General features: G+C 60.0%; 21 protein-coding genes and 4 pseudogenes. 13 read left to right on the forward strand and 12 right to left on the reverse strand.

Annotated elements, in window-relative coordinates:
* The first annotated feature begins 143 nt into the window (after positions 1 to 143).
* The 10 genes and pseudogenes from OMK73_RS21615 (at position 144) to OMK73_RS21660 (ending at position 4,802) form a co-directional block, all read left to right on the forward strand.
* Entirely contained in the window at positions 144 to 437 is a 294-nt protein-coding gene (locus tag OMK73_RS21615) for a hypothetical protein (protein ID WP_267603871.1), read from the forward strand.
* 40 nt (positions 438 to 477) lie between these two features.
* Positions 478 to 651, forward strand: coding sequence for a hypothetical protein (locus tag OMK73_RS21620; RefSeq protein ID WP_267603872.1), 174 nt, complete (start codon positions 478 to 480; stop codon positions 649 to 651).
* Positions 652 to 861: 210 nt separating this feature from the next.
* Complete coding sequence (locus OMK73_RS21625) at positions 862 to 1,191, forward strand: hypothetical protein (protein WP_267603873.1); 330 nt, start codon at positions 862 to 864, stop codon at positions 1,189 to 1,191.
* A gap of 22 nt (positions 1,192 to 1,213) precedes the next feature.
* The gene (locus OMK73_RS21630) at positions 1,214 to 1,477 is read left to right on the forward strand and encodes a hypothetical protein (protein WP_267603874.1); all 264 of its coding nucleotides are present in this window, start codon (positions 1,214 to 1,216) and stop codon (positions 1,475 to 1,477) included.
* Complete coding sequence (locus OMK73_RS21635; RefSeq protein WP_267603875.1) at positions 1,474 to 1,896, forward strand: hypothetical protein; 423 nt, start codon at positions 1,474 to 1,476, stop codon at positions 1,894 to 1,896. Before OMK73_RS21630 ends, OMK73_RS21635 begins: the two co-directional genes overlap by 4 nt.
* 404 nt (positions 1,897 to 2,300) lie before the next feature.
* The gene (locus OMK73_RS21640; protein WP_267603876.1) at positions 2,301 to 2,906 is read left to right on the forward strand and encodes a hypothetical protein; all 606 of its coding nucleotides are present in this window, start codon (positions 2,301 to 2,303) and stop codon (positions 2,904 to 2,906) included.
* A 143-nt stretch (positions 2,907 to 3,049) separates the two neighbouring features.
* The gene (locus tag OMK73_RS21645; RefSeq protein ID WP_267603877.1) at positions 3,050 to 3,325 is read left to right on the forward strand and encodes a hypothetical protein; all 276 of its coding nucleotides are present in this window, start codon (positions 3,050 to 3,052) and stop codon (positions 3,323 to 3,325) included.
* Positions 3,326 to 3,392: 67 nt separating this feature from the next.
* Positions 3,393 to 3,641 carry a hypothetical protein gene (locus tag OMK73_RS21650; protein ID WP_324291755.1) on the forward strand — a complete coding sequence of 83 codons (249 nt, stop codon included), beginning with the start codon at positions 3,393 to 3,395 and terminating at the stop codon, positions 3,639 to 3,641.
* Positions 3,638 to 4,155: pseudogene (locus OMK73_RS21655) on the forward strand (tyrosine-type recombinase/integrase); the annotation flags it as partial. The gene OMK73_RS21650 and the pseudogene OMK73_RS21655, both read left to right, overlap by 4 nt.
* Positions 4,152 to 4,802, forward strand: coding sequence for a hypothetical protein (locus OMK73_RS21660; RefSeq protein ID WP_267603878.1), 651 nt, complete (start codon positions 4,152 to 4,154; stop codon positions 4,800 to 4,802). The pseudogene OMK73_RS21655 and the gene OMK73_RS21660, both read left to right, overlap by 4 nt.
* Before the next feature lie 27 nt (positions 4,803 to 4,829).
* Here the strand turns inward: OMK73_RS21660 and OMK73_RS21665 are convergent.
* The 9 genes and pseudogenes from OMK73_RS21665 to OMK73_RS21705 form a co-directional block, all read right to left on the reverse strand.
* Positions 4,830 to 5,759, reverse strand: a pseudogene (locus OMK73_RS21665) (phage Gp37/Gp68 family protein).
* A gap of 377 nt (positions 5,760 to 6,136) precedes the next feature.
* Positions 6,137 to 7,315, reverse strand: a pseudogene (locus tag OMK73_RS21670) (DNA cytosine methyltransferase); the annotation flags it as partial.
* A gap of 63 nt (positions 7,316 to 7,378) precedes the next feature.
* Positions 7,379 to 9,073, reverse strand: a complete 1,695-nt coding sequence (locus OMK73_RS21675; protein WP_267603879.1) for an IS1634 family transposase — start codon at positions 9,071 to 9,073, stop codon at positions 7,379 to 7,381.
* A gap of 160 nt (positions 9,074 to 9,233) precedes the next feature.
* Positions 9,234 to 9,572: pseudogene (locus tag OMK73_RS21680) on the reverse strand (DNA cytosine methyltransferase); the annotation flags it as partial.
* Positions 9,526 to 9,939, reverse strand: a complete 414-nt coding sequence (locus tag OMK73_RS21685) for a tyrosine-type recombinase/integrase (RefSeq protein WP_420715557.1) — start codon at positions 9,937 to 9,939, stop codon at positions 9,526 to 9,528. The pseudogene OMK73_RS21680 and the gene OMK73_RS21685, both read right to left, overlap by 47 nt.
* On the reverse strand, positions 9,876 to 10,274 hold the full coding sequence (locus OMK73_RS21690; RefSeq protein WP_267603881.1) for an integrase arm-type DNA-binding domain-containing protein: 399 nt from the start codon (positions 10,272 to 10,274) through the stop codon (positions 9,876 to 9,878). Before OMK73_RS21690 ends, OMK73_RS21685 begins: the two co-directional genes overlap by 64 nt.
* Before the next feature lie 330 nt (positions 10,275 to 10,604).
* Positions 10,605 to 11,162: a hypothetical protein gene (locus OMK73_RS21695; protein WP_267603882.1), complete on the reverse strand. Its 558-nt coding sequence runs from the start codon at positions 11,160 to 11,162 to the stop codon at positions 10,605 to 10,607.
* An 8-nt stretch (positions 11,163 to 11,170) separates the two neighbouring features.
* Complete coding sequence (locus OMK73_RS21700; protein WP_267603883.1) at positions 11,171 to 11,500, reverse strand: hypothetical protein; 330 nt, start codon at positions 11,498 to 11,500, stop codon at positions 11,171 to 11,173.
* Entirely contained in the window at positions 11,491 to 11,973 is a 483-nt protein-coding gene (locus tag OMK73_RS21705) for a hypothetical protein (protein ID WP_267603884.1), read from the reverse strand. The genes OMK73_RS21700 and OMK73_RS21705 overlap by 10 nt, the downstream gene beginning before the upstream one ends.
* A 409-nt stretch (positions 11,974 to 12,382) precedes the next feature.
* Between OMK73_RS21705 and OMK73_RS21710 the strand changes: the two genes are divergently transcribed.
* A complete protein-coding gene (locus OMK73_RS21710) occupies positions 12,383 to 13,291 on the forward strand; it encodes a glyoxalase superfamily protein (RefSeq protein ID WP_267603885.1) in 909 nt (302 codons plus the stop codon).
* Positions 13,292 to 13,480: 189 nt separating this feature from the next.
* Here the strand turns inward: OMK73_RS21710 and OMK73_RS21715 are convergent, their stop codons facing one another.
* From OMK73_RS21715 to OMK73_RS21725, 3 genes are all read right to left on the reverse strand, one after another.
* Positions 13,481 to 14,281 carry a hypothetical protein gene (locus OMK73_RS21715; protein ID WP_267603886.1) on the reverse strand — a complete coding sequence of 267 codons (801 nt, stop codon included), beginning with the start codon at positions 14,279 to 14,281 and terminating at the stop codon, positions 13,481 to 13,483.
* A gap of 381 nt (positions 14,282 to 14,662) precedes the next feature.
* Positions 14,663 to 15,661, reverse strand: a complete 999-nt coding sequence (locus OMK73_RS21720; protein ID WP_267603887.1) for a hypothetical protein — start codon at positions 15,659 to 15,661, stop codon at positions 14,663 to 14,665.
* Positions 15,658 to 16,692 (reverse strand): DUF262 domain-containing protein, encoded by a 1,035-nt coding sequence (locus tag OMK73_RS21725; protein WP_267603888.1) that lies wholly within the window; start codon positions 16,690 to 16,692, stop codon positions 15,658 to 15,660. The genes OMK73_RS21720 and OMK73_RS21725 overlap by 4 nt, the downstream gene beginning before the upstream one ends.
* A 557-nt stretch (positions 16,693 to 17,249) precedes the next feature.
* On the opposite strand from OMK73_RS21725, the gene OMK73_RS21730 reads away from it, so the two are divergent.
* Entirely contained in the window at positions 17,250 to 17,831 is a 582-nt protein-coding gene (locus tag OMK73_RS21730) for a recombinase family protein (RefSeq protein WP_267603889.1), read from the forward strand.
* 1,517 nt (positions 17,832 to 19,348) lie between these two features.
* Entirely contained in the window at positions 19,349 to 19,960 is a 612-nt protein-coding gene (locus OMK73_RS21735; RefSeq protein ID WP_267603890.1) for a hypothetical protein, read from the forward strand.
* Positions 19,961 to 20,263: the final 303 nt, after the last annotated feature.

Here is a 20,263-nt window from a genome sequence, read left to right on the forward strand (position 1 = left end):
GCGCCAGTTGGCGCGAACCCACCGTTCGCACCCCACCAAAGCAGGACACTAAACTTTTGGTTTAGTTCGCTTTACTTTTGCGGATTAGAATTCTAAACTAAGTTCGCGCCGCTGAAGTTCGCAGTGGTTCGCCGGAGACAGAAATGAGCAAGCAAGCCAAGCAGTCGTGGGAAGTGGGTCAACAGGTCAAGGTGGGGTTCCTGGCCGGCCTGACCGTCGTCGCCAAGATCCCGACCGCGGGTGACTTCGCCCCGGACGCCTATGTCCTGGTGCGCGGCGAGCAGTTCTATTCCTTCGTGCCGCACAACGGCATCTCGAAGATCACCGGCGGCGAAGCCCGGGAGATGGTCGCCGATGGCAAGCGCCTGCGCGCCGTCGCAGAAAGCCGTGTCGCCGAACAGGCCAACCGCGTCATCGCCACCGCGCCGCCTAGCTGATGGCTGCCTAACCCCGCCTCGCGACCAAAAGGACCTGCCCATGCCCACCACCCACCTCATCCGCTTCATCGAATCCCACGGCGCCCCGTGCGTCGCCAACGTCGACGGCACGCTGACCGTGACCAGCGAAGTCGTGACGAACGGCGTCGTGTCGCTGGTGGAGGACACCATCCCGGCCACCATGGCCGCCGCCCGCGACCTGCTAGGCTACTGATTGGGGACTGTCATGGCTGCCACCAAGCGCGAACACCACTTCAAAGCGATCTCTCAGGGCAAAAACGCCTGGCTGGTCGTCCCTGGCTGGTCGTCCAGTTCTACGTCAGCCCGACCATGGGCGCATGCCACACCGGCTATTTCAACGTCGAGGCGCCCACCGAGCAGGCCGCGATCGAGATCGCCACGCAGGCAGCCTAAGGAAAGCCCGATGCCCTCCCTCAGCACCTACGCCCGAGTTTTCCGCCAGCCGCGCCTGCGCACCGACCAGGTCCAGGCCGTGGTGACCGCCGCCGGCCTGTTTTGGTCCGTCACGGGCGAGTTCACCACGCCCGGCCTCGGTCAAGCCCCGCGCTTTCAAGCGACGGACGTCCGCCTGGTCAACGCCGACGGCAGCGAGACCACCGAGATGCTGGACGACCTGCCCCCGACTTCATCGCGCACCTGGAAGAACAGGCCGTCGAGTCGCTCGAGGAAGACCGCGCAGACGCGCAGGCAGAGATCCAGCAGTCGTATCGCGAGCAGGACCTGTCCGACGTGATTGACGCGGCCAGGAGCGTGGCATGAGCGCGCGCAAAGGCGGGGGCTCGGCGTTCCCCTACAGCGCCCTTATCCCTGATCCGCAAACGCGCCAGCTCGTCGGCAGCATGTATCTGGACAGCACCGGCATGACCCAGCGCGCCTACATCGCGACCAAGGCCATGCAAGCCATCGTCTCGAACCCGGCGCTGGCGGACGTCTTCAGCGGCGGCACCACGGAGTTCATCTCGCGGCGCACCGTTGAGATTGCCGACGCGATGCTGGCCGCCCTGGAGCAGCAATCGTGACCGGCATCACCAACGAGAAGGTCGAGCGCTTCGGCGTGCCCATCGAAGAGGCACTCGCGCTCTTCATTGGCATGTGGAAGAAGGCACAGATGCGCGTGGCCCACAACGAGTCGTTCGATCTGCGGATGGTGCGCATTGAACTGATGCGCCAACTCGGCCACGACGATGGGTTCCACGAGCAGTGGAAGACCGCGCCCGCCTTCTGCACGCAGTCGAAGAGCACCAAGATCATCAACCTGCCGCCGACCGATAAGATGCTGTCCGCCGGACGGCGCACGGCCAAGTCGCCGAATCTGGGCGAGGCCTTCCGGCACTTCACCGGCACCGACCTGGTGGGCGCGCACAACGCCGCCGTCGACCTGGCCGCCTGCCGCACCGTGTACTACGGCATCAAGCGGCATCTCGCCACGGCGGCATGAACTGCCACACCGCATTGATCGTAACCGTCGCCGGCCTCTTCATTGCCCTTGGGGTCGGCGCGTACGCACAACATCGGTTCTTCAAGAAGATGACCGGTGACACGGGGGAGGATAAGGAATGAACGAAGAACAGAAACAAGCCGTGCGCGATGCCGTGGCAGCGCGCTTGGCCATGCCTATGACTGCCAGCGCGTATGGAGCGCCTGGGACGTAGGCACGATGAGCTCCAACGATTTTAGTCTGGTGGCGGAAGACGACGAACGCCTCAATGACATCCCCGACGCAGCGCTGGCGGCTATGCCGGCGCCATTTCAGGCGCGCGTGCAACCGTGGATGATGGCTTGCTTTGGCGCCGAGATCGCCGCTGACGCCCAGGAACGCAATCATCGCTTTCTCGAGAGGCGTTGGAACTGGTCGAGGCGTGTGGCGCCACGGCCAGCGAGGCGCACCAGTTGGTGGACTACGTCTATGGGCGGCCGGTCGGGGACAAGCATCAGGAAGTGGGCGGCGTGATGGTGACGCTTGCCGCCCTATGCCTGGCGCAAGATCGGGGCATGCACGAAGCCGGCGATGCCGAACTGGCCCGCATCTGGACGGAGGTGGAGCAGATCCGTGCCAAACAGGCCGCAAAACCGAAGCACTCGCCGCTGCCACAACATGGCACCAGCGCGCTCGGGCAGCTGGGGGCATTGGAAACCCGGTTCCTCCACACGGCACAGCCTGCCGCCGATGAGCCCAAGTACGCGTCCACCGAAGAAGGTTGGACTGACTCGCGCGTATTCTTCTGGCGCTGCGGCTGGAATGATGCCGTCAACCGATTCCGCACCGTGCTCGCCGCGCCCGCCGCTGCCGTGGATGCGCGCGATGCAGAGCCGATGTTCTACGTCCAGGACACACGCCAGTTCGTCGGCAACTGCGTGATGTGGTGGGGCAAGAATTGCAGCGGCTACGTGACCCGTCTCAACGAGGCAGGCAAGTACCCGCTGGACGAAGCGTCGCGCATCTGCTAGCGCGACACCGACCGAATGTGGCCGTGCGAACAGATCGATGCGCCAGCGCATCCGACGGTCGATATGCAACACCTGCCGAAGCCACTTCAATACAGGACGAAATGCGCCGGCGTGGCCCACTCTCTCAACAAAAAGGACTACGCATGACCGCCCAAGTGCTCGCCAGCGCGGCGCTAGTAGCGCTGGCCGCCCTGCCCCCGATCTCTGTCACCACCGTAGTCCCGGTGATCGCCTCGGTTGCGATCGCCGTGGTCCCCTCGGCCATCTCCGCCGTAGTACCCGCCACCGCCCCGATAGTCGTCCCCATAGGGGGAACAATGCAGCCGCTCAACAGTGCAACGGAAGCTGCAAGCAGTACAAAAATGGGCTTCATAGCTCTCTCCAATTGGATCTTCGCCTTCATCCAGGATACGCATTGAGTTGCATGCCGGATGTAGGAAGTGGTCGCGCCTACAACAAGGATTGCTCCTACAACGAGGCACGCGCATGATCCGCCGCGAATACAAAACCTTCGGCTTCTGCTGCGGCCTGGGCGGCGTTGCCAAGGGCTTCAAGAAGGCCGCCTCGCAGGTCGGCAACATGATCGCCACCTGGAAGTGCATCGGCGGCATCGATGTCGACCCGGCCGCCGCGCGCGACTTCGAGAAGCTGGTGGGCGTGAAGTGCACAGTCATGGACCTGTTCACCAGGGCCATGTACACCGCCTTTCACGGCAAAGAGCCGCCGGCAGGGTGACGCGCCTGGCGATGCAGTTCATGGCGCTCACCTTTGCCCGCACCACCGAGATGATCCAAGCCCAGTGGGGGAGATCGACGAGGACAAAGCCCAATGGCTGGTGCCGGCTGAGCGGATGAAGATGCGCGACTCGCACGTCGTGCCCCTGTCCACGCAGGCCCTGGCGGTAGTGGCAAAGCTGCGTGCGATCAACGGCCACCGCGACTTCATTTTCTACAGCCCCCGCGGCAAGACTGGCCATATCAGCGACAACACAATGCTCTATGCCCTGTACCGCATGGGGTACCACTCGCGCATGACCGGGCACGGCTTCAGAGGGGCGGCGTCGACCGCGCTGAATGAGCTAGGGTTTCGGGCGGACGTGATCGAGCGGCAGCTGGCGCACGTCGAGCGCAATAAGGTGCGCGCGGCCTACAACCATGCGCAGTACTTGCCCGAGCGCCGGCAGATGATGCAGGCGTGGGCGGATCACATCGGTGTTCTGCGTACGCCCAACGGAGGCATACAGAAATGAGGGATTTTCTACGTGGTTCTGTTGTTCCGTTCGTGCTTGCAGGACTCGGCTACCTCGCTTATGGCTTTTATTTGGCACCGCCAAAGGCGAGTCAGGATTGGGCGGCCTGGGCTCAGGCTTACGGCGCAACGGTGGCCCTGGCTATCGCAATCTATGTTCCCTACCGGCAGCGCGAGGACGCAAAGCGAGATCAGCTTGCGAGGGAAGCCGAACAGGCTGCATTGCACTCACAGATCTCGATCCTTATTCTGACCGATGTCATCGCCTTCCTGGAAAGGACGCTCGCATATCCCATCCACATGCCACGCGCGCTGTCTCGGATCCAACTGGAGGTGACCGGCGTGCGCCTCGAGCGGCTGAACGACTGCAGCGAGGCCGATGCGGCAGCCGAGGGCGTTGAACCCCTGGGCACCGAGCGCGAAGAGCGCGACTGGAGCGTATGCCCGCAATGCGGTGGGACTGGACTCTATGACGCTATCGGCCCGAACCTCGGCGTGATGCCCGACACCGACTGCACCGAGTGCGATACGCATGTGGAGCGATATCGGCACCTCTGGGACGCTATCAACGGCGCTGGCGCCTGGGCGGCGAACCCGTCCATACGCTCGAAAATTCACGCGAGATCTCGTTCGCGCGAATATGCGTGATCAGGGCATCAGGGATGGCGCGCTCATTCATGCCGCCACCGCCGGAAATCCATCGTGCTGCACGCCGTCGAGCAGGCGGCCGGCGGCCTTCTTGCCGATCCTGGCGGCGCCGATACCATCGCCGAACTCACGAATCTCGCGCCAGTTCAGCGCAATGGTCGCCGGGTCGGCTCGCCAACTGGAGAGGCTCTCGTTCTCATATTCGTATGTGACCGGAGTCCACTCGCCGTGCTGCTTGAATAGGAACGGCACGCCGGCGTCCGCGCACTGGTCGCGCAGGTCCCGGGCCCAGTCCGGGTGCATCGGTCGCGCGTTGGCGCCGCTCTCGCCGCCGGCGATCACCCAGCCAATGGGCAGGGGCCCCCGCCAAGCGGAGCGCATCCACATGCGCAAATCGACCGGCCCCAGCAGCGGCTCCATGCTGAGGAAGCGCACGCGCGCTGGCGCGGCCAGCAGCTTTGGGATGCCGCGGTCAGCTTCCTCCTGGTTGCAGTTCGTGGCGCCGAGCCAGACGTTCTCGGGCAGCGGCTTATGGATGCAGCCGATGGCGCCCATTGCCACCTGGGACATGGCGCGCGCATTTCCGATGCGTTTAGTCAGCAGCAGCCAATCCAGATTGGGCGTGGCCTCAATCAGTTTGAACAGGTCCGCACGCCAGGCCGGATCCACGGCGTTATCAAACACGTCGGCCAGGCTGGCGCAGAAGACACGCTGGCGCCGCCGGTGCTGTGCCTAGAACACCCCGGCATCGCGGTTCCAGGCAAGCGGCTTGCGCCAGTTTGCGGCGCTCGTGCGCCGGCGCGGCGCGCCCGGGCCCCAATTCACCGCTTGCCCGCCGCCGAAGCGCGCGTTGCGCGTCTCGGCATAGCAGTGGTCGCAGCCGGGGCCGACTTTCTGGCAACCCTCCCACGGATTGAACGTGTGGTCGGTCCATTCGATTTTTGTGTTCTCGCTCATGCCAAATGCCTCAAGGTTTCCCGCCCGCTGCCGATATCGCAGTCATGGACGATAAAGAAAAATTCTTCAAAGAGCTCGCCGACTGCTCGGGCCCGACTTGGGTGCATCGCAATATTTCTTTACATCTCACCGCGTGATTTTTTGGTGATCGTTACTACCCTTAACCCTATTGCGATCGATAGCTGAAGGAGCCACGCAATGAATTGGCGTGAAATTGCAGCCATCACCTCCGGCTGGGTTGTTGTCTGCCTCTTTGCCGGGTGGGCGCTTGCAATTGCGGCGGACGCGATCAAATAGCCTCGGCTCGGGCGCTTTGCTACCAGCGCGATGGTGGTCGCGCACCCGGCGCGCCGGGCTCCATAATGTCTTGGGCTCGCTCATGCGACCTCCGCAGGCTGCGCCACCGCCACCGGCCGTACCCACACCGGCGTGGCCGACAGCATGAACGTCTCGCCGGCCTCGGCCAGCAGCAGGGTAGTGCCCATCACCTCCGCAATCGCGCGCGCGGCATCCGGCGGCACAGCGTTGCCGATTCGTTCACGCCAGGCTTGATCGCTCAGCCCGTCTAGCTCGAGGTATTCCTCCGGCTCGATCAGCGACGGCAGCGCGGCCAGTTCCAACGTAGTGAAAGGGCGGTGCCAGGTGCCGTCCAGCGCGCGGATGATCGCAACCAGCTTGTCGTTCGCCGCCGGCAGACGCGGATCAGCCACCGACCAGCGGCCGTTGTCATGGCCAGCAGCTGCCGACACCGCACCGCTCCGCTGATCCCAACCAATAACACCATAGTGGCCGCCGGTCAGGTAGTCGTCGCCGCGCTCCCGCCGCATGCCCGGGCGCGGGTCGGCCACAGCATAGGCACCCTGGCCGGTGTCGCTGCGCGCGATCACAGTGCCCGCCGGCTCGTCGAAACCGGTGATGCGGTACTTGCCCGCGCCCTCGAAGCCAGTGGACGCGCGTGGGTCCTGCACGCACTGGCCGGTGCCGTGGGCGCCCGTGACAGCGCCGCCAGCTTGATTGTTGTGCTTAGCCGGACCAGCGTGGCGCGGATCGGCGACGGTGTAGTAGCCCTGGCCGGGCATCTGCTGCGCGGCGATGGTGTTTGCATGCTGCTCCCACGGCAGCACGCCATAGGCATGGCCGTCGCTCCACTTCGCGCTCTTGGCGAAACGCGGGTCCGCGACGCTGAACGTGCCGTTCGTCGGGCCACTGCGACCAGCGACGGTACCGCTCGGCTGGTCCCAGCGATTCACCCCCATGTAGCCGTCGCGATACTCGGGCACGATGAGGTAGTCTCGCAGCTGGCCATCCTCCACCGCTAGCTTGTTCAGGCTGCGCCAGTCGCTGCCGGCCTCGACGAACGCCAGGCGCACCCAGGTCTTCCACTGCAGCGACGGCACGCGGCGCGTCGGCCCGCCAGCCGGGTCGCCCGGCAGCGGCATGCGGCCCAGCACGGTGCCGACGCCCTGCAGACGGTGAATCTCGGGCTCATACAGGAAGGCCGGGACCTGTTCCATGTGCCGAGCCACCATGAGGAAGCGCTTGCGGCTCTGGGCCACCCGAGTTCGACAGTTAGAAGCGTAAGTCTTTGATTTGATTGGAGCCGACTGCAAAACGCTCCACTACAAGAGAGTCAGTTGGCTCGTTTTGACTGGTTTGCGAACCTTCAATGCGGAGAAAACCCGGGCCTGCTCCTGACTGATGGTCGAGAGCCCTGCCACGGACTTGGTTTGGTCGAAGACGATGCGGTGGTGCTGAATGCGATTGAGCATGGTAAGGGCTCGCGCGGGCGACAACTCGCTGTTGGCGGCCTGCAAGCGCATCCGCATCACCCGATACAGAATCAGTGCCATGAAGCAGATCGCCGCATGGGCGCGGATACGGTCTGGCAAGCGGTGATAGACCGGACCAATCTCGATCTCGGACTTGAGCACACGAAACCCGCGTTCGATATCCGCCAATGACTTGTAGCGGTCGACGACTTCACGTGGTGAGAGATCCGCGGCATTGGTGACCAGCAGCAGCTTGCCATCCATCATGCGGGCATGATGCAAGGCTCGCTCATCGACGGCGTAGCAGAAGCGCTCGCTCTTCAGATCGACTTGGATGATACGAGCCAGATGGGCCTCGCAAACCGCATGGTAGAACCGTGCACGGGCACCGCCATCGGAGAGCTTTTTGCCACGACTGCGATGACCGGTGTCTTGCGCATCAAGCTTGCCCACCCACTGCGCGGCAAGCTGCTCCAGGTGCGCAATCTGTGCATCGCGTTGCGCGCCTTTCTCCTGCGCAACCACGGGATCGTGCGCCACGATCAGGCGTAAGCCGTTCCATGGCACTTCGCCCAGGACTTCTTCACGGGCCGGCAGGCATTGCTGTGCGTGGAGGCCTTCCAATGAATCGACCACATCGTTGTAGCGACGGCCCGGCACCGCCAGGATAAATTCCAGCGGCGCACCGTCTGGCAAGGTCATCGTCTGCAGCTCTGCCAGGTTGTCGATCGAGAGCAGTCCCCGATCGGCGACGACGATGACGCGCTTGACGGGGAACCGGCTCAGCACCTTCTCGAGGGTTGGCTTCAACGTCGTGACTTCCGCGGTATTGCCGTCAAACACCTCGTGATAGAGCGGCAATCCTTCTGCCGTCTGCACGACCCCCAACATGAACTGCCGGGCAATGACGCCTTCCTTGGCCATGCCGTACTGGCGCACATCATCTTCTTGCTGCGACAGACCCTCGGCACGAATGGTCGTCATGTCGTAGAACACCACCGATAAGGTTTGATCGACCAGCGGACGCAACAGCCCCGCCAACACGGCGTCTACTTCTGCCTGATGCGTGACCAGCGCGTCCATTGCACGCAGCAGATGTTGGTGGTCGACGGCTTCGATAGATAACCCTGGCAGGCCAACCGTTTCCAGCCAGCGCAGCACGCCCAGTTTAGATTCCGGGTCACACAGGCGATTGAAGACCATGATGCGCACGAGCGCTTCGACATCGATGGCATGGCGGGTGCGTCGGAACACGCGGCGCAAGCCGTCGAAGCCGAGCTCGTGCCACAGTTCGGAGAGCGCCCACACGTCGCCGAGCGCACGGGCCGATTCGAACGTCACCGCGGGCTCGGCGGCTGCCTCAAGTGTGGGGCGGCCGGTGACTCGCAACAGCCCATTGATCACGCCTTCCATGCTGTCGCCAAGTTGATCAAGACGGCCCAAGGTGGCAACGGTGCGCTGCTTAGGCTGACCGTTGTCATCGCGATAGGACTCGACCAACTGCACGTAGCGGCGAGAACCAGAGGAGGTGACTTTGACGAACATGCCGTTACTGTACAGGCATTGAATGCCTTGTCAAATATAGGCTTCGTCGTTACAAACGTGCCACTACAAGAGTTTGACGCTCACGACCCGGGAAGCCGCGCCAGTGCTAGGGGCGACGGTCAGAAATGGCGAAAATCGGGCTCAAACTGTCGAACTCGGGGGCCAGCTTGCCGATCTCGCCACAGTCGTGCGTCGTCTCGTTCACGGCATAGCCGTAGTGGCGCAGGATCTGGTTGATCTGGTCCAGCAGATGGCGGCCGCGCGTGGCGAGCCGCGGCACGTTCTCGAAGACGATCAGCTCGACCGGGTCATCCTTCCAGGCCTCGCACATCAGCCAGACGCAGCGCAGCGTGAGCTCGTTCAGCGCCTGGTACTTCGGCGTGCGGCTCAAGGCCTCGGACAGCCCGGACGCACCCTTGCACGGCGACGAAATGAACACGCAGTTTGGCCGCTCACCGCCTGCGGCGCGCCGGATGTCGGCGGCCGTGGCCTCGCGCCACCGCGTCGCCCTCGTACGCATCGATGTCGCGCAGCAGCTGCGGCCGCTCGAGCGCGGACACGCGCGCTTGGTGCACGACCGCCGCGCCCTTCAGCGCGGTGGCACTGTCGATGTCGGCGGCCGGGTTGCGGTCGCACGCCCCATAGATGATCCCGTACTGGAACACCGCGCGCACGCGTTGCAGGATGCGTTTGGTGGTGTCCCGCACGCCCCGCGCCTCGATCTTGCGCAGCATGTCCAGCAGCACCGGCGCCTTGATGTCAGCAATCGGCATGGCGCCGATGACGGGGAACACGTCGTTTTCTAGGGAGGCGATCGCCTTGCCGGCGTAGTCGTCGTCCAGTTGCTCTTCCGGGTGGCATACCACTCGCGGGCGACAGCCTCGAACGAGTTACCCGCGGCGATCTTGATGGCGCGGCGCTGTTCCTGCTTTACCGTGCTCGGATCCTGGCCGCTGGCCACAAGGGTCCGCGCGGCCTCGCGCCGCGCACGGGCCTGGGCGAGCGTGACCTCCGGATAGCTGCCGAAGCCGAGTCGATTCTCGCCGCCAGCGGGCCGGTAATACTTGAAACGCCAGAGCTTTCGCCCGTCGGCCATGACCTCTAGAAATAGGCCGCCACCGTCAAACAGCTTATCGGAACGGTCCTTCGGCTTCGCATTGCGGATTTTAGTGTCGCTTAATGGCTCGACGGTACGGGGCATCGTTTTGGGGCACCAGATATAGGGGCATTTGTTGATGCCCCTAAAACACGCGGATGCTAACGGTTCCCGGCGAACTTTGGCGGACGTCAAAAGCCCGCGAGGCCTTGATTTACTTGGGAGGGGAGAACTTCAGAGAACTTCAGAGAACTAGTTTGTGGTCCCGCCGGCAGGCACCCATGGTTCCTTTTGGCTAGGTAGCCGTGGCGCTGAATCCCAACTGTAGCATGGCATTTTGGGTTAGTGCTGACTGACTTTTCGGAGACTCTTGAGCCCCGTTGGTACAGCAGGGGGCCTTCCGTTGGTACACCAACCCTACCAGCAGCCCCGCGTCTATTTCGCGGTCAGTGTCTCTGCGCTTATGGCGTCTGTGACTGTGGCCGCATCCGCCTCCATCTGCGCCTTCATTGCCTTCTCGATATTGGTGCCGGACCAGGATTGCCGAAGGATGCTCTGATTGATGGCCGCTTGTCCAAGCGCCCTAATCGCAAAGGACGTGCAGACGCCGGACAACGCAGCGAACACGCCCCCAAACAGGCGACCGGCCTCGTACCACGGGGTGTCAGGCAGGATTCCCTTCCTGCCCGCATAAAGCGCCACACCCATGCAGAAGCATGCAAACAACGCCCAGATAATCGCGTTCGAGCGGTTCCGCTGCTCCTGGGCGACAATCAAAAGCATCCAGCTCGGGCTCGTCCGCATGGCGACAGCGAGTTTGTGGTGTCGCTTGTCCCGCTCCTCCCTTTGCTTCCGGCGCTTGTCGGCCCATGAACTGGAAAACTTCTCCAGGCTGCGGGAGATGAGGGGCGTAGCGAGGTTCACAAGAATCCCGACGACGATGGTTCCCACCCACCAGCTCGGGCTTTGCAGGTTTTTGAGGAATTCTTCCATCGCGTTACTTACGCTTTTCCGAGTATGGGGGCCGACCGTTGGTGAAGCATCGCGCAAAGATCAATCAGGACGGACGGCACATAAATGTCCTGTCGCAGCATCTCATCCAGCTTGCTGCGCAGCCCGTGCCCAGTCCCAAGGTGGAAATCCCGGCTCAGCAAACCGCTCCACTTCCAGTAGCCAGTAAGCTCCTTCGCAGCTACTACCTCATTCCTTGAGCGATAAATGCCTACGGCTGCAAAGGCGAAGTACGCGCACAGCGACGCGGCTACGCCATTTCCTTCTGACGCATAAGCAAGTCCGCCGCCGATAGAAGCAGGCAGTCCAATCAGCAGCACTGTCTTTCCAATCGCTTTCCCCCCCAAATGGCAGAAGAGGTAGGAGTCTCTGTTGTGCCCCCAGAGAAGTACAGGCTTTGCAAAGCACTAGCTGTTTGATGCTTGAGGATGGCCCCGACGGCTACTTCTATGAATTCGGGCTCACGCGAAAATCCACCTCCGAGCAGTTCTGAGCCTTGGTGCAAAACATCGTCGCCCATGAAACAGCCCGCAATCTCGTCGCCCTTCTTGCTCGGGACTTTGCTCCATTGAGCCTCAGCCAGAACGCCTAGCGCATACTCCAAGTGTCTTACGTCGGACATCGAAGAGTCATCGCCGGCGACAAACCTGCCGTATTCGTCGTAACCATCGGCTGCCAGGATCGTCTTTGTTGCTGGTAGTAGGCGTGCCCAGTGGCGCGAGATGTATTTTTGCCCTTGCCGTGCAGCGGTGTCCCAAGAGCCCGCGTTTGCCTCGATCACTTCACCCTCCATTGTTCTTTTCCTTTCCCGGTCTAAGTGGACTCTAACACGCACAGCTTTTGGATCTGTGACGAGCCCCGACCCACCCCGAGTGACCCCTTTGGCAAACATGGACCCCTCGTCTGCAGAGCCCCCGGTGGTGGCAGGAGGGTATGTCCGCCGAGTTGGACGAGCTTAGACGTGAGTTCCATGTTGTCACTTCGGAGTTGGAGAGCGAACGACTTGCGACCATCACGAGGGCTGTGATATACCTGCCGCAGGTTCCGGCACCTGCCAGCTCGCGTCGCGCAAGCGACACGGTAAAGTCCGGCAACCATTCGGTTGATTCACGACAGACATGTTGAATCCTTTTCCGGGACTCGGCAGGCAATGCGGGCGGCTTATATCCATTAAGGTGACGGGTCTCGGTAGAGGACAATACATGCCATCCGAGCACACAGCATTTCCAGTCGACTTTAACGTTGACGCATTCTTCTCGGCCATGCCGGCCAATCTGAAGCACACTGCCAGGAATGGTGAGTCTCACCTGAAGATCCTGAAGGCTCAAGGCAAGCGCCTGAAGAGCCATCTTGAGGCCGCCTTTGCCTTGCGACTTACTTCCGCACAAGCGTTGGACGCCGCCGCACGAAGCTACGGGTTTAGCGATTACAACCAAGCCCGTGAAGCGTTGCTCAAAACGCAGGAATCGAAGATTTCCGACTCGGACTACCCGTGGGTAGACTTGGCAGCCGCCTGCCGGGAGGGCGGATATGTCATCGGCGGACACAGCATAGTCGAGCATCTGACGTTGTCGCCAACCTCAGTTATAACCGGGCTGAACGTCTTCCCTAAGGATGTGCCGCAAGGTTGGTACTTAGGCGCTGCAGCAAGATATTCGAACAAAGCATTAATCGGCAACAAGCACTTCGTTATCCGGACAGAAAACCCTAACAGCCGGCAAAACGACTTGGTGGTAATGCTAATAGAACGGGCACAGCGCTTGGCCAGGGTGGGATTGCAGTCGTTTCTTCTACTCAACAAGTGCAACGTAGATGATGAGCTTCTGTGCGAGCTGTTCTCGTCGCGGCGCGAGTTCACGCCAATTATTACTGGCTACGCGGCAGCTTGTACCGGCGAGGAAGGTGTTCCACGCTACTTGTGGAGTTCTTCGGCCTACGGCCTCTTTTTGTCGCAAACCGATTCGACCTCCGTTCTGCGCGAGACCATGCGGCACGTAGCGCAGACCTTGGGTGTCACCGAAGAACGGGCGTTGAACCTGTTAATCAACGTCCCAGACAGTAAATATTTGCGAATTCCCCCGACTAGTGACCAGCGTTCGGCATGTCCGTAGGCCGAGCGAGCACCTGAAGAGCTTCGCTCGAAGAAATGCTCAGAGCGCCGGTACAAATACGGCCGCGGCGTGCCCCCCCAAGACCCATTTTGCAGACCTTGCAGCCAATTGTTCGGAAGGCCCCCAAGGGGTGGCAAGGGCGGGGTACTATTTTCCCAGCGGGATCCTGGGTCTAGAGGATTGCAGGCTTTAGTATGGGGGGTCCTCGAGCTCCTGCTCCCATGGTGAAGAGAGGGCCGCTTTCTTGTTGTGAACTACAAACTTGGACTCGTTGGCGTCAACCCAGTCCCACCCTTCGGGCGTAACCCTGATCCCGTCATAAGGCTCTCCATGCCTTTCATCAACGAGGGTTACCGTCTCGATTAACCCCTTCTGTGTGAGCCTCCTGAGACCTAGGGCGAACCCAATCCCATTTAATCCCGCCCTTTCCATGTCCTGCTTGAGCCCCCAAACGCCTACCCCTTGGTCAAGCAAGGTAACGCTCTCGGCAGCGACCGCAAGCAACGTCAGTTCTGCAGGAGAGAGGCCATCTACTGGTGCAACAGTCTCTCGCTCAGCAAGCTGTTCAATAGTGTCGCCTTGCTGGAGCATCGCAACGAGCTTGGTAGTCAAGCGTTCCCTTAGGTCCTCAAAGTCCTGAATTGCTTCGGTCTTGTAAGTGACAATGGCGCGATGCTGGACGTCGAACGGGAATTTCTTCCCTTCGCGCTGCCGCTCGTCCCCGCACACCATAACCAAGGGGCGGCCTGATGCCTGGGCAAACCCGAGCTCGTACCAGACGTTCGGGTTATCGGTCGTTATGTCTGCGAGGCACACTGCCGCCCGCTTTATGTTCTCCTCAATTGCTTGAATCAGGACAGTTGCTGAGCTGTCCTTGTCAACGCGGTAGGGCTCCATTCCCGCCGCCCTGATGGCGGGCTCAAAAACGCTTTCATACCGCTTATCAAACTTGCCGGAGTCGAAAGGCTGAATCACAAAACAGGTCGGCATGGTTGGGTCAAAGTTAGTCACCGTGCGACCAAGTGTATGGTTGGGGTCACCCAAAGTCCATAGCCCCCCCGGGTGACCCCCTTTGGCAAACCATGACCCCCTGTTTTGCGGAGAGCCCCGGGGTGCAGCACCAGCCGAGGAACCCCGGGAGGCCTACGGTGTAGCCCCCGGGAGAGCCCTAGCAATAATGGCAAGGGCGGACCCAGGCTGGGCCGAAGCCTATGGCCGTTCCCGAGGTATGGCAGTCGCTGCTTCCACCAACGCGCTTTGCGGAAGTTCAGGTGTCTGCCTTGGGAGGGCGGCTACGAGGTAGCCTTCCCGACCATTCGCATCCCAGCAGCCGCGAACGTCCGGGCTTAAACAAGCGGATACTTACATCGATTAGTTTGTATCCTCGAGGTTAAAACCCGCACCCGCAATTGTCGCCTTTGGATAGAGACTGCGAAGTTCTTCCGTAATGTACGGAATGTATCCCTTTAATGGTCCTGTTATCAATTGTGCATTCGCTAGAGTACCAATGCAGAACTGCAGAAGCGAAACGCTCTTGGGGTACGCAGATCCGACTGTGTCTAAGGCCACCTCAATGGTTCCCAAACGTTGCTCAATGAACCGCTCAGCTGCCGCGCCCCTTATCCCCTCATTTTTGGTCGAAAAGAGAAGGCGTTGGACATTCTCACAGAATCGCATCCAGCTTGCGGGGCGTATTTCTTGGGGAAGAGTTCCTGCGTCAAGCCGAGAGCGGAATACTTGTTCTATTCGGGCACGAATAGCTACGTCCGGCCATCTCTGCTTATGAATGGTGTTCGCTGCCCCATCGAAACCCAAAACTAGCATGTCTAACTGCTCGACTGATGCTTTTAGCTGGGCAGCCAACCTCAAGCGACTCCAATCTACCCGCTCCCCTTTGTACGCCAATGAATGTGTTGCGACTGACCACGCATGTTCGAACGCCGTCCGAACTTGAACCTCAAACGAAATTTTCGTCAACTCGCTTTGGGCGGCGAAATCACTGACCCGAAGTTTGGCAATAACGCGGGTAGCATCGAACCGGAAAACTGCTGGATCTTTAAGAGTCGTTCCACGCAGCCTCGTCTCGACAACATCAAACTTCTCCTTGAGCCATTGAATCACCTGCTCCTCTTCATCAAGGAACGGAATTACGATTGAGCACCCATACAAGTCATCGAGCTTGCTCCAACTATCAAAACGGCCAGTTTCGATCTTCTCGAAGAGAGATTCAGTGTCCTTGAGGCGTCCTACGAATGCGTAACCATGCTCGTTGCAAAAATTAAAAATTCGTTCGCGAGCACGCCGCTCAATATTCTCGAGGTAAGGCTTGTACAGGTTGTGCTTTTGGGCAAGCTGCGCTGGGATGATCACGCTTGTCCCACCCCCAGTATGGATCGCATGTACCGCATACGAGTCTCGCGCGGCCCTTTGTCGTTCGATGCGGATCTCGCGGCATCGAAATAGCCAGTAAGCTCGAGATCGGCTTCGCGAGCCTCCGGAAGGTCAACCAAACCCACAAATTTGCGCAGTGCGGCCGCAGATTGCGCAGCCGGCCCGAGTCGTCCATCCTGTTGCAGAGAATCTATAGCGCCAAACAGTGCATAGAAATCCGCTTGATTTCGAACTCGCGTGGTCACAAGATCTTCGTCAGCTGCCAGCACATCTGCAATGTAAGAAATCGCTGCACGGTAACGCGCATCACATTCGACACGCCGATCCCATTCAGAGTCGCGTTCAGCAAAAGCCTTATCCAAGTCATCCTGGCTATAGCCACGTGGCCCCTCTTCAAGCAACAACAGAAGAATAGCGGTGAACTCGACATCCTTCATTTGCTTCCTGGACTGAGAAGCGAAGCGCGGGAAGTTAGCCGGCAGCACTGATTCTTGCCACTCCGACAACTGCTCCGATAGCTTGATAAATTCGCCGTCCAACCTTGCGTGACGAAGCTCCTGTGCCGTCAGCTTTGCGACATTCCGATTAATTCGATCGAAAATAGAGTTAATTACACCCTCGTCGTTCGTTGGAATATATTCAACGAGCAATTGATACGACCAAAATGCACGGCGCACATTATCGTCGAGCCCTTCGAAATATTTCCCTCGAAGTGCAGTCATCTCGGAATTCTCCCCGACCGGAAATTTGCCCTGCACAAACTCGAGGACAGTGGTAATCCGCTGCTTACCATCAACGACATGATACATCGATGTTCCCTCCGCGCTTATTTCCTCATAGAGGAATATCGCAGGCGCTGGATAGTTAAGCAGGACGGTGTCGATGAAGTACGCCTTAAATACATCGTTCCATACGCTCCGTCGCTGGTATGGCGGATCTAGGTCAAGGGCCGATCTCTTGTAGAGATCGTAAAACCAGCTCAGGTTCTGAAAATTTTGTCGGCGGATCATATCTTCAAAGGGTGGAGTTGTAACGTGGCATCCGATCGCGTAAATATAACAGCTATGACTCAATACTTACACAGGCGCGGAGCCCCACCCCATACCCCGTGCTTGGCAAAAATATGCCCCCGTGCTTCTGCGAAGGGGTACCCGGGGAGTGGGGGGTCCCCTCTGGGGTGAATGAAATTCTCTGGGTGGGACTCACTCGCACAAGGCTGAACAACAGCAACAGCGGCGAGCCTTTAGCGGTGTTTTGAACTCGATTCTGGAAAGGCATAGGGGGTACTATGTTTCAGCAGCTACAGAAAACTCTCGAGCCTCGACACCTGGAGAACACCTGAACCCGACTGAGCAACACTGGAGTCAGCCCGTCAGCCTGACGCAATGTCAAACCCCAGATGTGTGAGAGGCTCATTGGGATTCTGAGGACGAGCGGCTACTCATTGGGATGTACGGAATCGACCGGTTTCGTACCCCTCCACAACCACGTACGAAACTGAGGGTTGACGGATTTCGTACGGGGTGTATGATTCGTACATCGAATTCGTACAGATCAAGAACTAACCATGTCCCGTGTCTTCGCATATTGCCGCGTCTCCACCACTGACCAGACCACCGACAACCAAGTCAAGGAGATTGAGGCTGCCGGGTTTGCTCTGAGCCCCAAGAGGATCCAGACGGAGACCATCAGCGGATCGGTGGCGGCCTTCCAACGTCCCAAGTTCGCCAAGCTGGTCGACAAGCTCGAGACCGGTGACGTGCTGGTAGTGACGAAGCTTGACAGGCTTGGAAGGAATGCGATGGACGTACGGGCTACGGTAGACCAACTGGCTGCCGATGGTGTTCGGGTTCACTGTCTGGCGCTTGGGGGCGTCGACCTGACCAGTGCAGCGGGGAGGATGACTATGCAAGTGCTGGCAGCGGTTGCTGAGTTTGAGAGAGACCTCCTGATCGAGCGGACCAACAGCGGCATCAGCAGGGCCAGGGATGAAGGCAAGACCTTTGGTCGTCCGTCTGCCCTGAGCCCCGAGGAGCAGCAGAAGGTGTTGCAAGGGATTGCCGCTGGGGTTCCTGTGGCGCAACTGGCGAGGGACTTCGAAACGACTAGGCAAACGATTATGCGGCTGAGGGCCAAGGCAGCAGCCTAGAGCCCTTCAGGGGCCCGTAGAGGGCCTTACAATCCATTTGTGCCGTCTGGAGTACCCATGGTGAGCCTTGAAACCCAGAGAGCCCCTATGGGTCCCTAAAGGCTCCTGAGGGCCTGTGGTGACATGTGATTGATGATACATTCAACTACCATAGAGAAAGTGACGCTTGGCAGATTTACCTGCTGTAGAAGGAGTTCCCTTCTCCACACAGTAAAGTGGAAAGGCCCGCCGCGTTGCGGGCTTTTTCATGTCTGGAGGAGTCAAGTGAGCGATGGCAGACATACGTCCTTTAGAAGGAAGCGCCTTGCGATGTGGTCCATGTCAGACACGCACCAACGAGAAGGCCAGGTAAGTGATGCTTGGCAGACATACGTCCCATAGGAAGAGAGCCATCCTCAGGTGATCGATGATCGATATCTACCCTCTACAAGGCAGGGCGACCAATAAGCCGACCAATTGGACGGTTTTGTTCCTCATACCATTCATACGTGCATTAGAAGGGAGTCCATCGTCTGTGACGTATGGCAGACATCACCCCACTGGAGAGCGGGGCAGGCAGAGTTCCGCCTTGGAATCCTAGTGGCCATCGAGGACGCCAGACTTTCCCGTTTGATTTACTACGCCCACTAAAGGGAAGGCCTCCCAGCAGCGGGGTGCGCCCCTTGATTCATTTCGTACTACCAGAGGAGGACCGTCAAGGCCTCCTTTTTTCGTCTTTTGCAATAGTAAATATCAATCATCATCATGGAATACATAGCATCACCACAACTAAAGAAACGCCCGCATGCCGAAGGCCGACGCCTCCGACCGAAGGCCAAGAACGGCCAGAAGGCAGAAGCGCGGGCTGCAGCAGTGACTGCAGGCCTGAAGACGTTCCACTGGAAATGCCACAGGGGACACGGGCTGACCCTCTTCAGCACAGCCGGGACAGGACAGTGCAGGACTTGCATAGCCCTGAACTCGCAGTCGTACCTGAAGAGGAGGACGCAGGAAGAAGCCCACCGGATGACTTAAACGAGCTAGGAGCCGTTTTCCCTGTCGAGGCGCCCCCTATCCCTATCCCCGCGTGTTCCAAGAGATCCGAGGGGTCTGGAGGCCCCTCAGGACCACCGATTTATCCACCATTAAGAAACCTACATCATGACTACCACCAAATTTATCACCAGAGCCGAAGCCATTGCCCAAGGGCTGGATCGCTACTTCACCGGCAAGGCTTGCAAGCATGGGCATGTGGCAGAGCGACAGACCGACAGTGCCACCTGCATGACCTGCAGGAGAGACATAACCGTCAAGGGGCACGCCAAGAGAGCCGAACGCAGACGTACCGACACTGAGTACCGGGGGCACTCAACGCGTACAAGCGCGAGCGACACAACAACGTACCGGCAGCCCGAGGCAACACCAATGAAGCCCGCGCAGCCTTTAAATGGTGTAAGGCCACCGGAGGCACCCTAAGCGGCCTCTATGACCTCGAGCGACCGGCACTGCAGAAGATCTACGCAGAGCTGCCGAAGGGGATGGAGGCGGAGCACGGGGTTGCGAAGAAGGCCACGGACAGCGCAGGGCGTCCCGTTGCAAGTGGTCTACACACGTTCGCCAACATTGACGGTATGGCAAGCAAGGCCAACAAGTGGAAAAGGACCTCCTTCGACGACCTGAGAGACCGTCGTCAGCGCAGTGCCAACCGGTACCCCATGGGAGCCTTCGACGCATACCCCACGGAATACGAGTGGTCACTCATTGCTGATCAATGTGCGGACAGGCCCGAGACCATGACCTTTGATGGTGTCGAGTTTGTCGACGTGATTGAAGGCACGGACATGGAGACCCTGCTGGAAACGCTGAGATTGGATCTGGACCGCAAGGCCCGAGCACATGAGAGCCATGTGGGAACGCTGTCGAAGCTGGCCAGGAACACTAAGGGGCTGCGCAGGGGCACCAAAGCCCGATGGGCTGCCAAGGTGAACATGCCCGAGGTTGCCCCTGTGGATGTTCCGGCGATGATTGAGCGCAGGACCGAGGAGGTCTGCAACATGGTGGTGCTGCTGATCGCCGCACAGGCAATGATGCAAGGCTTCGACCTGACGGCGGTAGCTGCCAACGACGAGCAGATGAAGGAGGCAGCATGAGTGAAGCTGACCACTGCTTAGTCCAGCGTACCGGACTCAATGAAGCAGAGCGTAGGGCCTACCTCGAGCTCGCGGGGCTGGCCCCACAGTCCCCAGTGAGGAAGGGTCAGCGGGTCCGTACCGACGACCCCGGCAGACACCTACCGAAAGGCAATGAGCCCCACAGGATCGCCCGGGAACGCGGGAAGAAGCCAGGGAGGCCCGCAGGGGTTGCCAATGGGTGGAATCGAGAGGATCGGAACATCGAGGCAGCCTTTGCGAAGGCTACGGCAAACTGCGATGTCGACTTCCTCTGGCAGCACC

The sequence above is a fragment of the Cupriavidus sp. D39 genome (assembly GCF_026627925.1).
Lineage (GTDB): Bacteria > Pseudomonadota > Gammaproteobacteria > Burkholderiales > Burkholderiaceae > Cupriavidus > Cupriavidus ulmosensis.